We start from the raw sequence: 19,401 nt of genomic DNA on the forward strand, positions 1-19,401 counted from the left end.
CCGGACGACTACTGGGGCGACGCTTCCTTCGCCCTGTCCTCGCCTCGCCGTCACGCGCCGCCGGGCGCCGGGCGCCGTCAGCTTACTCCACGTTCGACATCACGCCGCCGTACATCTTGTACCCGACGGCCTTCGATTCGCAGTAGACGCTCTCGACGTTCAGAGCAGCCTTGGCCTTTTCGATAAGGTCGATCACCGCTTGGTCGCTTCCGTGCACGCTATCGAACACGAGCGTATCGTTTTGGATAATGGTGCCGTCTTCGGCGGCATAGCCGCCTTCGGCCTCGTACACCGTGTAGCCCGACCCTGCTTCGACGAACAGCGGGATAAGGATGTCCTTCGCCTCGTCCATCGTAAGCACCTGCTTGCCGGCATCCTTGTCGTACAGCCCGAAGTACAGACAGTACACGATCTCCTGCTGGTCGGTCACGCCGTTGACCAGCGACGGCGGCTCGTGCGAAGCTCCCTGCGCGCCCGTGCATCCGGCCATCACCGAAGCGGCGAGCGCCGTTGCGCACACGCACGCGCACAGCTTCCCAAACGTTTTCGTCTTCATAGCAGCCTCCCTTGTCTCGATGCGGCCTATGGTAGCACCGAGCCACGACGGCTGCGACCGAAATCAAGCGAGCGAAGCATTTCGTCCGCAAGAAGGCCGCTACGAGGCCGTTCCGCGTCCGGCGGCATCGTCAAGTTCGCCCGTGAGACGCTCTTTGAGCGTCAGCTTGCGCGGGGCGAACGGATGGGGCAAAGGCACGTCGCGGCCGATGGAGCGCATCGCGATGTCCCACAGCACCCGGTTGCCGCAATAGTACAGGTAGCGTTTTCTTATCTGGGGGATCTTCCGCTCGTCGAAGCACCCCGATTCGGCGAACCCATCGAGGATCGCGTCGCTTTTCTCTTTCGCCACGGCCCTTCGCCACGCGAGCACCGCGTTCGCCACGAACACGCCCACCGTATAGGGCAGCACCAGTGCCCGAACGAGCGCGATCATGTCCTCGCGCCGATAGCTTGAAAGCGCCGCAGCCTGGCCTCCCAAAAGGCTCGCGTCCAGCGCGCGGCCTTCGCTCGAGGCAACCCATTGCTGCACGTCGGACACCCACACCCCCGCGAACACGATGGCCGCGCCCGAGAACACCGCCGCCGCCAGCCCCATTCCCTTGAGCCACCAGCGAACGCTGCCCATCCAGTATTGGGGAACCGTATAGGTGTACAGCAGCAGCAAAAGCGCCGCGAACACGATCGATGCACCCACGATCAGCGGATCCTGCTGCAAGAAGTAGTCAGTAGCCACCTTCAGAACACTTTGAACCTGGTACAGCCAGGAAAACCCGCCCGCCAGCATGGTTTCGGCGGACAGGCCCCAATCCTGCACTACGGACATGACCCAGGAAAGCAGCATGCTGGCAACGGCCACGATGATGAAGAACGCCGGCAACGTGACGGACACGCTGGCCATGCCGCGCAGAAAGGCGCCGTCGAACCGCAGCGCAAGAAAGTAGAGCAGTAAAAACCCGCCCATGAGCACCGCGGCGAACGCCAGGTACGTGGCAAGCGTAGAGGGAATCGCCACGCCCGGGAAAAGCGAGAGCACCGCGCGAACGATCAGCGCGAACACCGTCGCCGCCACGATGGAGCCGCAGCTGAGGACCCACGCTCGCTGCACGCGATCGCGGTCGGTGTCAAGTTCGTCCACCCCGTTGCGCTCCACGACATCGACAAGCTCCAGGTTATGAATGCGCCGCATTGCGCATGCCGTCTTCAGCGAGAGCGCAACCGAAAGCGGCAGGAACAAGGTCAGGCCGACCCAGGCGGGCAGCGCGGCGCAAAACGCCGCGAACAGAAGCACGGGAATCCCCCATCGATACCAGCTGTCGAACGGACGCGCAACCCAGGCGCACATGCGCCGCAGGCACGCCATCGCAACGCGCTCGATGTCTTTGATAGTCGAATTCATACCAGCAGTGTACGATCGGGCGCAAGGGCGAACAAGCAACGCCACGGAAACGACGGAAGGCCGCCCGCGCTGCGACGAGGCAGTCGGCAAGCGCGGGGGATCGCATGCCCACGAGCGCGTGCCGCGCACCCGCGAGCGGGCCGCATGCCCACGGGCGCACCGCATGCCCACAGGCGCACCGCATGCCCACAGGCGCACCGCATGCCCGCGAACGCGAGCCCACGGGCGCGCCCCGCACCCGCGAGAGGGCCGTGCGCTCGCAAAATCGCGTTCGCTGGCGGTTTTTGACGGTTTGAGGTCGTCATGCGACACGTCACAAGTGCATTCCAACATTTACCGCATCAGCGCAAAGCCCTGAACTGGGGTGATACGATGCAAGCTGTTCGTATGCACCCACGAAGGCTCGCCCAACAACCTCAAACCGTGAAAACCTGCCAGCGAACGCCCTATTTGCTGCGCAACCCGGAACGGCCGAGCGAACAGGAGCCCATCGAGCGGAATTCGCCCAAGTGCGACCGGTCGAGAGCGCGCGACGCCGAGCGCGAACGTGCGCCGCCGATCGAGAGTAGTCGCACGCGGGCAACGAAGGTCCGCCCGCGCACGATCGCAAGCGGGCGCACTTGCCGGACGACGCCCGACCAGGCGCGCCCGCTCCGCAAAGGCGCACTTGCCGGACGCAAGCGGGCGGCGCAAGCTCGTGCCTGCGCCGCCCGCGTTTCGCGTCCTCGCATGAAAAGCCGCGCCCGCCCTGAAGACGCGCAGCGCCCCGGGTTAGTGGCGCGCGAACCTGAACATCGAGCGAATGCCCACGCCCACTTCCTCGATCGGAGCATTGCCGTGCTCCATGCGCTGCTCCTGCAGCCACTTCTGGCCGTTCTTGGAATCTTCCATGAACTCGTGCGCGAAGCTGCCGTCCTGGATGCGCGCGAGGATGTCCTTCATCGCGGCCTTCGCCTCGTCGCCGATGACCTGTGGCCCAGCGTAGTAGTCGCCGTACTCGGCCGTGTTCGAGATGGAGTAGCGCATGTTGGACATGCCGCCCTCGTACATGAGGTCCACGATGAGCTTCATCTCGTGGAAGCACTCGAAGTACGCCATCTCAGGCGGATAACCCGCCTCCACCAGCGTCTCGAAGCCGGCGTTGATGAGCGCCGTCACGCCGCCGCAGAGCACGGCCTGCTCGCCGAACAAGTCGGTTTCGGTCTCGTTCTTGAACGTAGTCTCCACCACGCCGGCCCGCGCGCCGCCGATGCCCCACGCGTACGACAGCGCCACGTCCTTGGCCTGCCCCGATGCGTCCTGGTGCACGCAGATAAGGCACGGCACGCCCGCTCCTTCGGTGAACACGCGGCGCACCATGTGGCCCGGACCCTTCGGCGCGATCATGATCACGTCGACGTTCTCGGGTGGCGTGATGTAGCCGTAGTGCACGTTGAAGCCGTGCGCGAACGCCAGCGTGTCGCCCGCCTTGAGATGCGGCGCGATCTCGGCCTCGTACGTAGCCGCCTGAGTCTCGTCGGGCGTGAGGATCATGATGAGATCGGCTTCCTCGGCTGCCTCGGCCACGCTCATCACCTGCAAGCCCGCCGCGACGGCCTTCCCCCGCGAACGAGAATCCTCGCGCAGCCCGATGCGCACGTCGCATCCGGAATCGACCAGGTTCAGCGCATGGGCGTGGCCCTGGCTTCCGTAACCGATGATGGCGATCTTCTTGTCCTGGATGAGCTGCGGATTCGCGTCGTTCTCGTGATAGATCGTAACAGCCATGTTCGTTTTCCTTTCTATTGGCTGATGGTACCTTGCTTGGACTTTCGGAAAAGCTGGGAAAAGCTACACGTCCTTGCTGTTTCGGGACATGGCTATCTTGCCGGTGCGGATGATCTCCTTGATGCCGTAGGCGCGGAAGAGGTCCTCCATGCCCTTGAGCTTGTTCTCGTCGCCGGTGGCTTCGATAGTGAGCGAGCTTCTTCCCACGTCGACGATCTTCGCGCGGAAGACGTTGGCGATCTCGATGATCTCGCTGCGCCGCTCGGGCGATGCGTTCACCTTGAACATCACCAGTTCGCGCTCGATGGCGGCGTCGTTGGTGAGGTCGGTGATCTTATGCACGCTGATCAGCTTGTGAAGCTGCTTGGTAATCTGCTCGAACGCAACCTCGTCGGCTTTGACGATGGCCGTCACGCGCGACATGGTGGGATCTTCGGTGGGACCGACGGACAGCGACTCGATGTTGAAGCCGCGCCGCGAGATGAGCCCCGTCACGCGCGAGAGCACGCCGGGCTTGTTCTCCACGAGAACAGACAGGATGTGCCTCATCGTCCCTCCCCTTTCTGCCCGGCTGCGGGCACGTCGATGCGCACGGCGCCCACCGCCACGTCGATCGCCCCCATGACCTCGTCGAGCGCGCGGCCCGGCGCCACCATGGGATACACGTTCTGATCGCGCGAAATGGCCACATCGAGCAAATAGGGGCCCGGCGCCTCCAGCATGCGCGCAAGCGCCGCATCCAGCTGATCGGGATGCTCCACGCGCTCGCCCTGCCAACCGTACGCGTCGGCCAGCTTCACGAAATCGGGCGTCGCGTCCAGCAGCGTAGCCGAGTAGCGGCCCTCGTAGAACAGCCGCTGCCACTGATGCACCATGCCCAGGCAGCGATTGTCCATGATGAGCACCTTCACCGGCGTGCCGTGCACGGCGGCCGTGGCCATTTCCTGGCTGTTCATTTGGAACGACCCGTCGCCGGCCACGCACACCACGCGCTTTTCGGGGCAGCCGATGGCCGCGCCGATGGCCGCCGGAAAGCCGAATCCCATGGTGCCCAAACCGCCCGACGACAAAAACGTGCGCGGCGCCTCGCGATCGATGCTCTGAGCCGCCCACATCTGATGCTGGCCCACTTCGGTGACCACGATGCTCTTGTGCGGATCCAGCAGAGCGGACAGCTTTCGCATGACCACCTCAGGCACGATTTCTTCGGGATTGTCCCCCAGATCAGGATGGTAGAACGGGTAACGCGAGCGCCACGCCGCTATCTTCTCGACCCAATCGCTCGTCGCAGGCTGGGCGTTCTCCTTCTCGAGCGCCGCCACGATGCCGGCCAAAACGCCCTTGAGGTCGCCCACGATGGGAATCTGCACCTCGCGGACCTTGCCGATCTCGGCAGGGTCGATGTCGATGTGGATCACGTCGGCCCGGGGCGCGAACTCGTCGAGCTTCCCCGTGACGCGGTCCGAGAAACGAGCGCCCGCAGCGATGATCAGGTCGCTTTCCGTCATGGCCAGGTTGGCGTACTTGGAGCCGTGCATGCCCACCGGTCCCAGGTTGAGCTTGTGCGAAGCCGGGAACGCCCCCTTGCCCATAAGCGTGGTGACCGCGGGAATCTGCATGAGCTCGGCCAGGCGGATCAACTCGTCGGAAGCGCCGGACGACACGATGCCGCCGCCCACGTACAGCACGGGGCGCTCGGCCTGCTTGATGCGGGCCACAGCCTGCTTGATCTGCTTGGCGTTGCCGCGATACGTAGGCTTGTAGGACGGCAGGTTCACTTCGTCGGGATAGGAGAACACCATGCCTTCGGAGGCAAGGTCGCTTGGCACGTCGATGAGAACCGGGCCGGGTCGCCCGGTTTTGGCGATATGGAATGCCTCGCGAAACGTGCGGGTCAGCTCGTCGGTCGACTGCAGCAGGTAGCTGTGCTTGACCACCGGCATGGAAATGCCCACGATGTCCGATTCCTGGAACGAGTCCGTGCCGATCACGCCGCGCGGCACCTGGCCCGTGATGACCACGAGCGGCACGCTGTCCATGTAGGCCGTCGCGATGCCCGTGACCGTGTTGGTGGCGCCCGGCCCGCTGGTCACGATGACCACGCCCACGTTACCCGTGGCGCGGGCGTACCCGTCCGCCTCGTGCACCGCGCCTTGTTCGTGCCGGGACAACACGTGCGTGATCTGCTGGGAATCGTACAGCGCGTCGTACATCTTGATGGCCTGGCCGCCCGGATAGCCGAACACCACGTCTACGCCCTCGGCCTCGAGGGAGGCGATCACCGCTTCAGCCGCGATCATCGTGGCCCCCTGCTTGGCGGTGCCGCTTCCCAACCCGCGCGGAGCGCCCACCGCAGCCGCGCTGGCCGCGGCTCGCGGTGCCGACGCTTTCTGCCGACCCGCCGCACCGCACGCGGCAGGCTCGTGCGCATCGCGTTCTTCGATTCGTTCGCTCATGAGACGTACGCCCCCTTGTCCGCAGATGAAACGAGCTTCGCGTATTTCGCGAGCACGCCATGATCGTGTTTCGGCGCGGGAAGGCGAAACGCCTCGCGACGCCGGGAAAGCTCGTCGTCGCTCACGTGCAGGGTGAGCGCGCCGCCTTCGATATCCACCGTCACCTGATCGCCTTCCTTAACGAGCGCGATAGACCCGCCCGCCGCAGCTTCAGGGCTCACGTGCCCGACGGCCGGGCCCTTCGTCGCGCCCGAGAAGCGCCCGTCGGTGATGAGCGCGACGCTCGTGGACAGGCCCATCCCCGAAATGGCCGACGTGGGAGTGAGCATTTCGCGCATGCCCGGGCCGCCCTTGGGGCCCTCGTAGCGAATGACCACGACGTCGCCCGAAACGATCTCGCCCGCGTAGATCGCCGCGCAAGCCGCCTCCTCGCTGTCGAAGCAGCGCGCCGGTCCCGTGTGCTTCATCATGGACGGGTCGACCGCCGACTTCTTGACAACCGCCCCGTCAGGCGCGATGTTGCCGTGCAGCACCCGAAGCGCGCCCACCGGCGAGAACGGGTTGTCGTGCGAACGGCACACCTCGCCGTCGGCCGGCTTCGTGCACGACGCCAGATAGTCGTCCATCGGCCCCATGCACGTCACGGCCGTGCGGTCGAGCAGCCCGAGCTTCGCCAGCTCGCGCATGACCACCGGCACGCCGCCCACCTCGTACAGGTCGCTGAGCGGGCGCGGGCCCGAAGGCTGCAGCTTCACCAGATGCGGAGTGCGCGCGCTTGCAGCGTCCCAGTCGTCCATGGTCACGGGGCATCCCGCTTCGCGCGCGATGGCCGTCAGATGCAGCACCGTGTTCGTGGAGCCGCCGAACGCCATATCGCACTCCATTGCGTTGTGCACGGCGGCGGCGCTCACGATGTCGCGCATGCATACGCCCCGCTCCAGCAGCTCCATCACCTTCATGCCGGCGTGCTTCGCCAGGCGGATGCGCTCGGAATAGACCGCCGGCACCGTGCCGTTGCCCGGCAAGGCGATGCCCAGGGCTTCGCACAAGCAGTTCATGGAATTCGCCGTGAACAGACCCGAGCAGCTGCCGCACGTAGGGCACGCCGTGTCTTCGTAGTGCTTGAGCTCATCAATCGTCATGGATCCCTGCTGAACGGCAGCCGCGCCATCGAACAGCGTGTTGAGATCGGTGGAGGGGCCGCAGCCGCCGGGCTGCTTTCCGGCCAGCATGGGGCCGCCGGACACGAACACCGTGGGAATGTTCACGCGCAGGGCGCCCAGCAGCATGCCCGGCACGATCTTGTCGCAGTTGGGAATGCATACGAGGGCGTCGAAGGCGTGGCCCTGCACGGCACATTCCAGGCTGTCGGCGATGACCTCGCGCGACACGAGCGAGTAGTGCATGCCGTCGTGGTTCATGGCAATGCCGTCGCACACCCCGATGGTCGAAAGCTCAAACGGCACGCCGCCCGCCATGTAGATGCCGGCCTTTACGGCCTCGGCGATTTTATCCAGGTTGTTGTGTCCGGGAATAACGTCGTTTCGGGAGTTGAACACCGCAACGAGCGGGCGCTTCAGCTCCTCGTCGGTGATGCCGTCCGCCTTGAGCAAGCTGCGGTGGGGGGCGCGCGCCACGCCGGCGGTAACGGCTTCGCTTCTCAGCTGCATCTGGCTCCTTCCTTCGAGTCCGACCATAAAAAAATCCTGTTGCACGTAAGCTGCACCAGGACCTCAGAAGGAAAGCGGATACGACGCGACGAAGACGCGCGGCCTATCTCAATCGGACTGATAACGGAGTCGCCGGTTCAGCCTACTTGCCCGCGGGTTCCCGAAGATCGTCCGGGTGAGCCGCGCAACGTTCGAACCGAACTGCTCGGAGGTGGCGTTCAGGCCGCCCACCACCGGCTCGCAGCATCCGCCGGCTCTCTGAAGATGGGTTCGTCCCTACTGTCCTCGTCAACGCATTTCGTTCTATGAAGTTGTTGCAGGCCAGTATACCCCAGCTTGCCGCGCGCACAAGCGAAACTTCGACGGGCGCGCGGCGCGCGCAGGAAATTCACACGAGCCAACTCGGAAATGAGGCGGACAGGACCGAGAGGGCAACGTCGAAGGCGGCCGTACCGCGATTCGATGCCAGAGAGCAACATGCATGCCCAAGATGACAATCCGTCAACCAGTCAGTCAGAACCGGGCAACGGTTTCGCCGGCGAACGCGGCGAAAAGCACCGAAACCGTACACTTTCTTTTTACGTACGCGTCCTGAAGCCGATACGGAACGCGCCACACGCTTGCCGTCGATCGCCTGGCCGCGAAAGGAGGAGCCGCCGTGACGAACCGAAACCTGCCCGACATGCCGTTTCAGGGCACCGGGCCGCAGCCGCACGTCGGCTTGCCGCAAAGCGAGCGGCACCTGCCCAACCGAACGCACGGCATCCGCTTCGACGTCTCGTTGCAACGGCCCTCCGTCGACGAAGCGCGCGATCCCTTCGCCACCGTGCGTCCCGCCACACCCGACCCGCACCGCGGCAATCGCCCGCCATCTGCGGGAACGGCCTCGATGCGGATACTTTCGGCCATCTTCGCCATTGTCGCAGTAGGGGCCGTGGGCACGATCGGAGGCACGCTCGTTTCCCGCGGCATCGCCGCAGCGCCCGAGGCCGACAGCGTCCCAGCTGCCGAATCCGCGCCCAGCCAAAGCGTCGACGCAGCCGGGAACAGCACCGCGCCCGCTTGGAAGAAAGCTTCTGCCCCCGCGCTCTTCCAGAACGATCCCGCCTGGTCATCCGATCCTTACGGATCGGGTACCATCGGCTCATCGAGCGGCGCGCCCCTGTGCTTGGCCATGGCGCGCATCGGCGTCACGGGAGACGCCGACATGGGACCGTCCGTCGTGGCGGCTTTCGCGCGCAGCAACGGCTACGTCGAAAACCCCGACGGCCTGCTTACGGAAGGCGCGCGCCAACTGGGGCTGAAGGTGAACTCGGTGGAGTCGAGCGAGCTGGCCATCAGGAAAGAGATCACCGCGGGACGCCCCGTGATCGCATCGCTCGACAGCGACTCCTCCGCCAGCAAGCCGTCCTACGTCGTGCTGGTCGACATCGATCGGCACGGCATGCTGGTGGTGAACGACCCGAAGCGCCGCGACCACGCCGTCCACAGCCGATCCTTCAACGACGTGGTGCGCCGAGCGAACGCGCTTTGGTCCTACCAGGCCGCACCCGCCTCCAAGCCCGCATCGCCGTAAGCCGCCCCGCGTGCAAGCGGGCGTCGCGGCGCAGCGGGACGACCGACGACAGAGCGCGTGCCTAGGGCATGCACCTGGCCGTGCGCGCCGGTGCATGTGCGCGCACGTGCACCGGCGTATGCGCGAGTCCGACCGCGGGCGCATGTGCGCACCCGACCACCGACGCGCGAATACCGGCCCATTGGGGCATTCCTGTCAAAACGGACGAGTTTTGCTGGTCCTCAAACCAGGATAAAGGTAAGTCGCAACTTCGTGACCTGGGGAAACAAAAATCAAGGTTACTCGGAACCTCCTCCGCAGAGCAAAAACCGCCGCAAAACTCGTTAGTTTTGACAGCGCGAGGGTTTTACGCTCCGCGGGCGCCCGCACGCAACCGAGCGCCAGAGGATTCCCAAGCCCCACCGCGCCCCGCCGCGCTCCCCCACGCAAGCGCCCGCGCCCTCCTTCTTACACTTCCCCTGATTTGAGGGTCCCGCCCGCCGCATTCAACCGCGATCCCCTCGAAACGCAGCGATCCCCTTCCTATAATAAAGTACGAACACGAAGCAGCGAGGCCGAGCGCCCACCGCGCGAACGGCCCGTCACAAGGAGGCCCGCATGGACTACCGTCAACTCGAGATCCATCCCGAAGCGCGCATCGCGCCCAACGCCACCCTCATTGGCAACGTATCCGTCGGCAAAGACGCCGTCATCCTGTTCAACGCCACGCTGCGCGGCGACTACGGATCGAAGATCGTCATCGGCGAGGGAACCAGCGTCCAGGAAAACTGCTGCGTGCATCTGGGCGCCGCAAGCGACTGCGTCATCGGCTCCGGCGTGACCGTCGGCCACGGAGCCATCGTGCACGGCTGCACCATCGGCGACAACACGCTGGTCGGCATGGGTTCCATCATCATGGACGGAGCGAACGTCGGATCGAACTGCATCGTAGGCGCCGGGTCCCTCGTTACCGGCGGAACCCAGATCCCCGACGGCATGCTGGTCATGGGCTCGCCCGCAAAGGTGCGGCGCCCCCTCACCGACGACGAAATCGCGCAAAACCGCGTCGACGCCGAAGGCTACGTCGCCATCGGCAAAGACCTCGTGGAAAACGGCATTATCTACGAAGGAGCGAACCTTCCTCGCGATATCATGACCATCGCCGTCAAGTAGATTCCGTATGCGCGTAAACGCGCAATGGTACAATGGATGCTTACCGCATACGAACCCGAACCATGATCGAGGAACCATCGTGATCTACGACAACGTGCTTGACGCCATGGGGCGCACGCCCCTCATCCGCCTGAACAGCCTCTCCGAAGAAGGATCCGCCCAGATCCTCGCAAAGTACGAAGGCGTGAACGTAGGAGGATCGGTTAAGACCCGCACGGCCTGGCAGATGATCGACCAGGCCGAAAAGCGCGGTCAACTGAAACCTGACAGCATCATCGTGGAGCCGACGAGCGGCAACCAAGGCATCGGGCTTGCGCTCGTGTGCGCCGTCAAGGGATACGCCGCCCGCATCATCATGCCCGACTCCGTGTCCGTCGAGCGCCGCAAGCTCGTACGCCACTACGGAGCCGACGTGATCATCGTGCACGACGACGGGGACATCGGCAAGTGCATCGCCGAATGCATCGCCACCGCCGAGCGCATGGCAGCGGAAGACCCGCGCGTCTACGTTCCCCAGCAGTTCGAGAACGAGGACAACCTGTTCGCCCATAAGTACCACACCGCGCTCGAGATCGTCGAGGACGTCGAAGGCCCCATTCACGGCTTCTGCTCCGGCATCGGCACGGGCGGAACCATCTCCGGCGTCGGACAGATCCTCAAGCGCCTGTACCCCGACGTGGAGATATGGGCGGTCGAGCCCGAAAACGCCGCCATTCTTTCCGGAGGCGGCATCGGCACGCACCTGCAGATGGGCATCGGCGACGGCTTGATCCCCGCCATCCTCGATCAGGAGATCTACGACGACATCTGCATCGTTTCGGACGAAGAGGCCCTCGACACCGCTCGCGCCCTCGCTCGCCAGGAAGGCCTGCTCTGCGGCGTGTCGTCGGGCACGAACGTAGCCGCCGCGCGCCGCCTCGCCCGCAAGCTCGGCGCCGGCAAGACCGTGGTCACGCTTCTGCCCGACACGGGCGAGCGCTACTTCTCCACCGAGCTGTTCGACGGCGAGTAAGCCGCACGAAGCGATCGAGCCGCGGCCGCTGCGCGCCCACCGGCGCAAAGCGGCTGCGGCGAGCGAACCCGTCTACTCCACGCTCACGAGCATTCCCTGGTACGCCGCCTGCACGGTCGCACCATGAGACGCGCGCGACACCACCGCAGCCAAAGACTCCTCGGGCAGACGGTACGTATTGTTGTTCTGCGAGATATGCATGGCAACCACCTGCTCCAACCGCGCGCACAGCAATGCGTCAAGCTCGTCGGCCGCCTGAACGTTCGACAGGTGGCCCACGTCGGACCCGATGCGACGCTTGACCGGATACGGGTACGGCCCCTCTTGCAGCATCCGCACGTCATGGTTGCTCTCCAGCGCCAAAATGCGCACGTTGGACAGGCCCTCGTGCGCCTCGCCCGTCACGATGCCGGTATCGGTCACGAACCCCAGCGCGTCGCCGTCCGAGCTTTCGAAACGAAACCCGCACGACGCAGCCGCATCGTGCGAGGTGGCGAACGCATGCACGCTCATCCCCGCAAGCGAGAGCGCATCGCCGTTCGCCAAAGCGCGCAGGTCGCATGCTCCCTCGAGCGCGCGAATCTCCTTGCTCGCAAGGCGCACAGCGCTGTTCACGTACACGGCAGGAGCAATTCCCTGCTTCGCCAAACCGCGCAGCACCACGCCCAGGCCCTTCGTGTGATCGCCGTGGTCGTGCGTGATCAGGACGGCTGCAAGGTTCGCCGGGTCGAATCCCGCCTCGTCGACGCGCGCGAAGAAGTCGCGCTTGCAGATGCCGCAATCAACCAGCACGCCCGCACCCGTAGCGGCGTCCTCGATCACGGCAGCGTTACCGTAGCTGCCGCTTGCCAGCACATGCAGCTTCAACCGATGGTCCATGGATTCCTTCCAAACGATACGGTGCGCCAAACGCCTGCCCGACGGGTTCCCGCCGAGTTTCCAAAGCGCTTGACGCGCGCAGATTCACTGTTGTTACAACTGTTCGATCACGCCCGTGATCAGACGCGCGAAATCGGCTTCGCGCGTCTTCGCCACATCGAGCACCTCGACGCCGGTGGGGCTTGCGCCCCCGATGCCGCATCCCATGTTCGAGACAAGCGACACGCCCAGCACGCGCATGCCCACATGGCGCGCGGCTATAACCTCTTCGCACACGCTCATAGCAACCGTGTCGGCTCCCCATGATCGGAACATGCGAATCTCGGCCGGCGTCTCGAAGCTTGGGCCGAGCAAGCCCAAATACACGCCTTCCTGCACGCGTATCCCCCGTTCAGCCGCCACATCATGGGCGATGGAACGCAACTGCGGGTCGAACGCGTCGAACATGGAGAAGAATCTATCGGACAGGTTGGCCGGATCGGGTGCGGCAATGGGGTTGCGCCCCGTGAAGTTGATCTGGTCGGACATGATGCAGAAATCGCCCACCTGGTAGTTCACGTTGAGCGCGCCGACGGCGTTGGTGGTGATGAGCGTATCGACGCCGAGACGCTGCATGAGCCACACCGGATACGCCACTTCCTGCGAGGAGTTCCCTTCGTAGCCGTGCAGGCGGCCCTGCATGGCCAGCACGCACTTCCCGCCCAGCGTTCCGCACACGAACCTGCCCACGTGCCCTTCCGCCGTGCTCGTGTTCATGCGCGGAACCTCGACGTAGGGAATCAGCTCCGCATCGGCGATCTCGTTAGCCAGCGGATTCAAGCCCGAGCCCAGAATCAAACCGATGCGCGGGCGCCGATCGCCCAGGCGCTTTCGCATGGTGTACGCCGAAAGCGTAAGATTATCGTCCAAGATGTTTCGTTCCAGCATGGCGACCCCTTCCCTTGGTTTCGCACCATTATAGCGAAGCAGCCGTCTCGCATGCGCGCGCCGCGCTCCGCCGTGCCGCCATGCCGTCGCAGGCTAGCTGCAGGCATCCGCCTTGCGCGCGGTCAAAACGCGGGGGCGTTGCGCCAGGTCGCGCACGATGCGCACATCCTGAAAGCCCGCTTCGCGCGCCAGGGCCGCCGCTTCGTCCAAATGACCCTCGTGCAGCTCGAACGCGAACGCGCCGCCAGGCTTGAGCGCAGCGCCGCACCACGGCAACAACCGGCGCAGCACGTCCAAGCCGTCCGATCCGCCGTCAAGGGCAAGCTCCGGCTCGAAGTCGGCCACCTCGCGCGGAATGTCGGCCAGCACCGCCGTAGGCACGTACGGCGGATTGGAAACCACCAGGTCAAGCGCGCCTATCATGCAAGAAGGAACGCATTCCCCCAGATCGCCCGCAAGCACCTCCACTCGCTCGTCCAAGCCGAGCGCCCGCGCGTTGTCGCCGGCAAGCGCAACGGCTTCGGGCGCGATGTCCGTGGCAACCACGTGCGCAAGCGGATGCTCGAACGCGATGGAGCACGCGATGCAGCCCGACCCCGTGCACAAATCGGCCACCAGCAACTCGGGAGCAGGAACCTGCGCATCGGGCGCATCTTCGGAGGCATCCCGCTCGTCAGCGGAATCGGCAGCAGCTTCGGCAAGAGGGGCTTCAAGCGCTTCTTCCGCCCAAGCATCGGCCGCAACGCGCTTCGGCGCCGGCGGCAGGAGCGACAGCGCCTCGCTCACCAGCACCTCGGTTTCGGGACGCGGGATGAGCACCCCGGGGCGCACCTGCACGGTGATGTGGCGAAACCCCACCTCGCCGGTGATGTACTGCAAGGGCTCTCCGGCGCCGCGACGCGCCACGAAACCGCGCAGCACGTCGCGCTCGTCCAGGGACAAGGGCTGGTCGAAGTTCGCGTACAGCTCGATGCGGCTCAGGCCCGTGGCCTCGGACAGCAGCCATTGCGCGGAGATGCGCGGGTTCTCGTCGCCTTTGCGCTCCAGATAGCCGACCGTCCAATCAAGGGCGGCCTTGATAGTCCAAACGTCGCTCAACCTAAACCGCAGCTTCCAGCTTCTGCGCGCGATCGGCGGCCTGCAACGCGGTGATCACATCGCCCAGGCCGTCGCCGAGCAGCACGCCGTTGTACGTGCCGTTGAAGCCGATGCGGTGATCGGTCACGCGATCCTGCGGGCCGTTGTAGGTGCGGATCTTCTCGGAACGATCGCCCGAGCCGATCTGAGCCAAGCGCTCGGCGCCCTCGGCAGCCTGCTGTTCGGCCAGCATCTTCTCGTACAGGCGCGCGCGCAAAACGGCCATTGCGGCGATCTTGTTCTGCAGCTGCGACTTCTGATCCTGCGACTGCACCACCAAGCCCGACGGCAGGTGCGTGATGCGCACGGCCGAGTCGGTGGTGTTCACGCACTGGCCGCCCGGGCCGCCGGCGCGATACACGTCGATGCGAAGATCGTTCTCGTTGATGTCGACCTCGACCTCGTCGGCTTCGGGAAGAACGGCCACGGTGGCCGTGGACGTATGGATGCGACCTTGGCTCTCGGTCTTGGGGACGCGCTGCACGCGGTGCACGCCGGACTCGAACTTCATGACCGAGTACACCTTGTCGCCCTTGACCTTGAACTGGATCTCCTTGAAGCCGCCGGCCTCCGAAGCCGACACGTCCATGGTCTCGGTCTTCCAGCCCTGCGCAGCAGCGAAGCGCTCGTACATCTTGTAGAGGTCGCCGGCGAAAATGGCCGCCTCGTCGCCGCCCGCGGCAGCGCGGATCTCGACGATGATGTCCTTGTCGTCCGCCGGATCGGCCGGAATGAGCATGAACTTGATGTCCTCTTCAAGAGCGGGAAGCCTGCTCTCGATCTCGGCCATCTCCTCCTGAGCGAACTCCTTCATATCAGGGTCGGAGAGCATCTCCTTGGCGGCGGCCAGATCGTCGGACGCCTGCACGTACTCGCGCGCCTTCTTTGCAAGGGGACCCTGGTTCGCGTATTCCTTGGCCAGGCGGTTGTATTCCTTCTGATCAGCAAGAACGGCCGGATCGCCCATCTTAACCTGAACGTCCTCGTAGGCCTCGATGATCTTGACCAGCTTCTCGCGCATATCGGTATCCTGCATGGTGTGTGCTGTCCTTCGTAACGTGGTTCACCTGATCGCACGCGCCGCGCGCGACGAGTGCCCGCCCCTGTGCAGGAGCGGGCACCACTGCGTAACTGGTTTATGATAGCAGATCGAAAAGCGCTTCGCAGCAACCAGCACTAGATCGCCAAGTACTCCGAAGCCTCTTCAGCGCACACCGCGCCGTCGGCGACGGCGGTGACCACCTGGCGGAGGAACTTCGTGCGCACGTCGCCGGCTACGTACACGCCCGGCACGTCGGTGGCGCCCGACTCGTCGGCCACCACGTACCCGGTTTCGTCCAGCTGCAAGGCCCCCTTCAAGAACTCCGTGTTGGGCTCGGTGCCCACAGCCACGAACAGGCCGCTCACGGGGATGTCGCGAATCTCCCCCGTCTTCAGCATCTCCACGCGCACGCCCGCAAGCGCGCCTTCGTCGGCCATCAGCTTGCGCGGCGCGGCGCTCCAGACGAACTCCAGGTTCTCCAGATCCTCCAAGCGCTTATGGTAGATGGCCGTAGCGCGCAGCTTGTCGCGCCGATGCACCAGGTACACCTTCTTGCAGATGCGCGACAGGTAGATGGCGTCGCCCACGGCCGTGTTGCCGCCGCCCACCACCATGACCTCCTTGTCGCGGAAGAAGTTGCCGTCGCACGTGGCGCAGTACGACACGCCGCGACCCTGCAGCTCATCTTCGAGCTCCAGCCCCAGCTTGCGCGGGCGGGCTCCGGTGGCCACGATGACGCTTTTCGCGCGGTATTCGCCGAACGCGGTGGCCAGCACCTTGGGTTCCTGCGCGAAGTCGACCGACACGACCTCTTCGCCCACGTGGCGCACGCCGAAGCGATCCGCCTGCTGCTTCATGGAAAACGCCAGCTCGAAGCCGTCCGCTCCCTCGGGAAATCCCGGATAGTTTTCCATGTGCTCGGTTTGGGCAAGCTGCCCGCCCGGCGAAATGCGCTCGAACACCACAACGTCGAGCCCTGCGCGAGCCGCGTACAGACCGGCGGTCAGCCCGGCGGGTCCCGCTCCGATCACGGCAACGTCCATAGCCTCAGGATGGGAGCCCTTGCACTCCTGCGAGGTTTCGTTCAAGGGGCGATCTTCGTTCATGTCAAGCCTCCAAACATCGTCTTTTTTCAACGATCAGTATACGGTAGAAGCGATGTGCGTTGCGAGGGCGTTCCTCAACGGCAGCGTTACGGTTTCGTTGTGCGTTCGTGGGAAAACGGCCGCAATGGCAACGATGCGCTAGGATGGGGCGCGACAAAGAGCGCACGGCGGCGCGATAGGAGCCACACTATGGACAAGCAACGCGAAGACCTGCACACTCTCTACCTTGCCGGAGGCTGTTTCTGGGGATTGGAGGCATACCTGAAGCGCCTGCCCGGCGTGCGGCGCACGGTTGCGGGCTACGCGAACGGATCGACCGAAAACCCCAGCTACCGCGACGTATGCCTATGGAATACCGGGCACGCGGAAACCGTTTCCGTCACCTACGATCGCACGATCCTGCCCACCGACCTGCTCCTGGACGCCTTCTTCGAGGCGATAGACCCCACGAGCCTCGACCGGCAGGGCAACGATCGGGGAACCCAGTACCGAAGCGGCATCTACTGGCAAGACGAGGCCGACCTGCCTTCCATAGAGGCCGCCGTGCTGCGGCAGCAGGCTTCCCACATTGAGCCGATCGTCACCGAAGTGGAACCGCTCGACGGCTTCTACCCCGCCGAAGACTACCATCAAGACTACCTGGCCAAGAACCCCGGAGGCTACTGCCATATCCGCCTGGGCGCGGCAGACGAGTTCGCGCGGCGAACCGGCTTGCAGGAAGGACGCCCCTGCATCGAGCACGACGGGCTGTGCGAAGCCGTGGACACCCCGGGCGTGCGCAAGCTCGACCACGACCTATGCGCATCGGCCGGCTGCGATCCGCAAGACGTGCCCTGCGTCGATCCGAACGATCCCGAAACGGCGGCCCAGCTCATCCGAGCGCAAGGCTACGCCGCCCCCGACGATGACCTGCTCAAGCAAACGCTCGACGAATCCCAGTACCGCGTCGTGCGGCGCAACGCCACCGAGCGGCCGTTCTCCCATCCGTACGACCACCTGTTCAAACGCGGAATCTACGTGGACGTAACCAGCGGAGAGCCGCTGTTCTCGTCCGCCGATAAGTTCGACTCCGGTTGCGGTTGGCCGGCGTTTTCGCGCCCCATCGCCCGCAGCGTGGTAACCGAGCACCTTGACCACAGCCTGGGCACCCTGCGCACCGAGGTGCGCAGCAACGCCGGAGACGCCCATCTTGGGCACGTGTTCTCGGACGGCCCCGCGCAAAGCGGCGGGCTTCGCTACTGCATCAACGGCGCAGCTCTTCGCTTCGTCCCCTACGACCGCATGGACGCGGAAGGCTACGGCTACCTCAAGCCACTGGTCTAAAACCGCCGGCCTCGACCAAGCGCGCTAGCAAGAGCTGCAGCTGGGATCCCCGTCCAAGCTGCAGCTGCGCTCGCGCTCGCGGCTGCGGTGCCGGAAGCGCAGGAGTGCGCCCGCGGCAACCGACAGGATCATCTGCACGATGGTGACCGAGATCCAGATGCCGTCCAGCCCGAACGCCCACGCCATGCCGAACACCACGGCAACGACAAGGACGGCTTCACCGTACACGATGGCGTTCGACGCTTTCGCATCGTCCACCGCATAGAAGTAGGACGTGGATGCGTGCGTGAAGCCGTAGAACACGTACGCCGTCGAGAACACGGGCAGCGCCCAGGCGATGAGCCCCGTGGTTTCGGGCGAGGCGCCGAACAGCAGCGGCACCTGATGGCGCAGCAGGTACATGGCGGCCAAGCCGATCACGCCCAAGCTGATGGTGATGAGGTAGTTGGTGTTGCGGAAGCGCCGAACGGCGTCGGCGTCGCCCGACCCGTAGTAGCGCGAGATGAGCGGCTGCGACCCGTCGCCCACGCCCTGGATGAGCATCTGGATCACGCAAGCCGTGTACGACACCACCGCGTACGCCGCGAGCGCCGTCTCGCCGCCGTAGGTTGCCAGGTTCACGTTGATGGCCACAACCGTGGCTTCGGGCAAGAGCGTAAGGCCGAACGGGGCCAATCCCAGCTTGAGGGCATGCGCGGCTATCCTGCCGTCCATACGCAGATCGGCGCGGCTGATGCGGTTCTCTTTGCGCAGGAAGAAACCGGCAACCAGCACGAACGCGGCAATTTGGGACAAAACCGTTGCCTCGGCGGCGCCCGCCGTTCCCATGCTCAGCGCAATCACGAACACGTAGTCGAGCACCACGTTCATGAGCCCTGCCAGCACCTGCACCGCCATGGCGAAGGCGACCTTGCCCTGGTTTCTAATGAGCGGCGTGCAGCCCGTCACCATAATCTGAAACGGCACGCCCCAAGCGATGACCCCGATATAGGAGATGGCCTGGTTGAGCGTTTCGCCGCGCCCACCCAAAAGCTCGCAGACGGGACCCGCGAACAAAAACAGCAGCGCCATGATGGGAATCGAGGCCAGAAGCAGCATGAGAAACGTCGTGCCCACCGCACGCCGCGACTTCTCCTCGTCGCCCGCGCCGCGCGCGATGGAGGATATCACGCCGCCGCCCATGCCCACGCCCGTGCCCACCGCCATGATGAACGCGACCACGGGAAACGCCACGTTGATGCCAGCCAAGCCGGCGTCGCCCACGGCATGCCCCACGAAGATGCCGTCGACGATGCTGTACACGCCCGCCAACGTGAACGTGAGCATCGTAGGGATTATGTACTTAAGGTACTCGCGTACCATGCTTTTCTTGATCATGCCGATTCTCCGCTGCGGATCTT

The 19,401-nt window shown here is 64.8% G+C and carries 16 protein-coding genes; 4 read left to right on the top strand and 12 right to left on the bottom strand.

From position 1 onward, the window contains the following. Nucleotides 1-82 precede the first annotated feature (82 nt). The 6 genes from LQE90_RS10805 to ilvD form a co-directional block, all read right to left on the bottom strand. Entirely contained in the window at nucleotides 83-556 is a 474-nt protein-coding gene (locus tag LQE90_RS10805; protein ID WP_216529736.1) for a hypothetical protein, read from the bottom strand. 99 nt (nucleotides 557-655) lie between these two features. Further along, entirely contained in the window at nucleotides 656-1,954 is a 1,299-nt protein-coding gene (locus tag LQE90_RS10810) for a hypothetical protein (protein WP_216529737.1), read from the bottom strand. A 771-nt stretch (nucleotides 1,955-2,725) separates the two neighbouring features. Next, nucleotides 2,726-3,721, bottom strand: a complete 996-nt coding sequence (gene ilvC, locus LQE90_RS10815) for a ketol-acid reductoisomerase (protein WP_216529738.1) — start codon at nucleotides 3,719-3,721, stop codon at nucleotides 2,726-2,728. Nucleotides 3,722-3,784: 63 nt separating this feature from the next. Next, a complete protein-coding gene (ilvN, locus tag LQE90_RS10820; RefSeq protein WP_114566962.1) occupies nucleotides 3,785-4,270 on the bottom strand; it encodes an acetolactate synthase small subunit in 486 nt (161 codons plus the stop codon). Beyond that, a complete protein-coding gene (gene ilvB, locus LQE90_RS10825) occupies nucleotides 4,267-6,177 on the bottom strand; it encodes a biosynthetic-type acetolactate synthase large subunit (protein WP_216529739.1) in 1,911 nt (636 codons plus the stop codon). Before ilvB ends, ilvN begins: the two co-directional genes overlap by 4 nt. Then, nucleotides 6,174-7,847 carry a dihydroxy-acid dehydratase gene (gene ilvD / locus LQE90_RS10830; protein WP_216529740.1) on the bottom strand — a complete coding sequence of 558 codons (1,674 nt, stop codon included), beginning with the start codon at nucleotides 7,845-7,847 and terminating at the stop codon, nucleotides 6,174-6,176. Before ilvD ends, ilvB begins: the two co-directional genes overlap by 4 nt. A gap of 658 nt (nucleotides 7,848-8,505) precedes the next feature. Between ilvD and LQE90_RS10835 the strand changes: the two genes are divergently transcribed. From LQE90_RS10835 to cysK, 3 genes are all read left to right on the top strand, one after another. Beyond that, nucleotides 8,506-9,423 (top strand): cysteine peptidase family C39 domain-containing protein, encoded by a 918-nt coding sequence (locus LQE90_RS10835; protein ID WP_216529741.1) that lies wholly within the window; start codon nucleotides 8,506-8,508, stop codon nucleotides 9,421-9,423. 597 nt (nucleotides 9,424-10,020) lie between these two features. Continuing rightward, nucleotides 10,021-10,575, top strand: a complete 555-nt coding sequence (locus tag LQE90_RS10840) for a gamma carbonic anhydrase family protein (RefSeq protein WP_114566966.1) — start codon at nucleotides 10,021-10,023, stop codon at nucleotides 10,573-10,575. 79 nt (nucleotides 10,576-10,654) lie between these two features. Further along, nucleotides 10,655-11,587 carry a cysteine synthase A gene (gene cysK / locus LQE90_RS10845; RefSeq protein ID WP_114566967.1) on the top strand — a complete coding sequence of 311 codons (933 nt, stop codon included), beginning with the start codon at nucleotides 10,655-10,657 and terminating at the stop codon, nucleotides 11,585-11,587. A 72-nt stretch (nucleotides 11,588-11,659) separates the two neighbouring features. Here the strand turns inward: cysK and LQE90_RS10850 are convergent, their stop codons facing one another. The 5 genes from LQE90_RS10850 to trxB all read right to left on the bottom strand — a co-directional run bounded on the left by LQE90_RS10850 (nucleotide 11,660) and on the right by trxB (nucleotide 16,678). After that, nucleotides 11,660-12,466, bottom strand: coding sequence for an MBL fold metallo-hydrolase (locus LQE90_RS10850; protein WP_216529742.1), 807 nt, complete (start codon nucleotides 12,464-12,466; stop codon nucleotides 11,660-11,662). A 93-nt stretch (nucleotides 12,467-12,559) separates the two neighbouring features. Beyond that, on the bottom strand, nucleotides 12,560-13,393 hold the full coding sequence (locus LQE90_RS10855) for a purine-nucleoside phosphorylase (RefSeq protein ID WP_216529743.1): 834 nt from the start codon (nucleotides 13,391-13,393) through the stop codon (nucleotides 12,560-12,562). Nucleotides 13,394-13,486: 93 nt separating this feature from the next. Beyond that, a complete protein-coding gene (locus LQE90_RS10860) occupies nucleotides 13,487-14,491 on the bottom strand; it encodes a N5-glutamine methyltransferase family protein (protein ID WP_216529744.1) in 1,005 nt (334 codons plus the stop codon). 1 nt (nucleotide 14,492) lies between these two features. After that, on the bottom strand, nucleotides 14,493-15,566 hold the full coding sequence (prfA, locus tag LQE90_RS10865) for a peptide chain release factor 1 (protein ID WP_216529745.1): 1,074 nt from the start codon (nucleotides 15,564-15,566) through the stop codon (nucleotides 14,493-14,495). 140 nt (nucleotides 15,567-15,706) lie between these two features. Further along, the gene (gene trxB, locus LQE90_RS10870; RefSeq protein WP_216529746.1) at nucleotides 15,707-16,678 is read right to left on the bottom strand and encodes a thioredoxin-disulfide reductase; all 972 of its coding nucleotides are present in this window, start codon (nucleotides 16,676-16,678) and stop codon (nucleotides 15,707-15,709) included. Between the two features lie 189 nt (nucleotides 16,679-16,867). Here trxB and msrB point away from each other — a divergent pair, with 189 nt between their 5' ends. Next, nucleotides 16,868-18,001, top strand: coding sequence for a peptide-methionine (R)-S-oxide reductase MsrB (gene msrB / locus LQE90_RS10875; RefSeq protein ID WP_216529747.1), 1,134 nt, complete (start codon nucleotides 16,868-16,870; stop codon nucleotides 17,999-18,001). A gap of 24 nt (nucleotides 18,002-18,025) precedes the next feature. Here msrB and LQE90_RS10880 read toward each other — a convergent pair whose 3' ends face one another. Then, nucleotides 18,026-19,378 (bottom strand): MATE family efflux transporter, encoded by a 1,353-nt coding sequence (locus LQE90_RS10880; protein WP_216529748.1) that lies wholly within the window; start codon nucleotides 19,376-19,378, stop codon nucleotides 18,026-18,028. Nucleotides 19,379-19,401: the final 23 nt, after the last annotated feature.

This window comes from Paraeggerthella hominis (assembly GCF_021044775.1).
GTDB classification, from domain to species: domain Bacteria; phylum Actinomycetota; class Coriobacteriia; order Coriobacteriales; family Eggerthellaceae; genus Paraeggerthella; species Paraeggerthella hominis.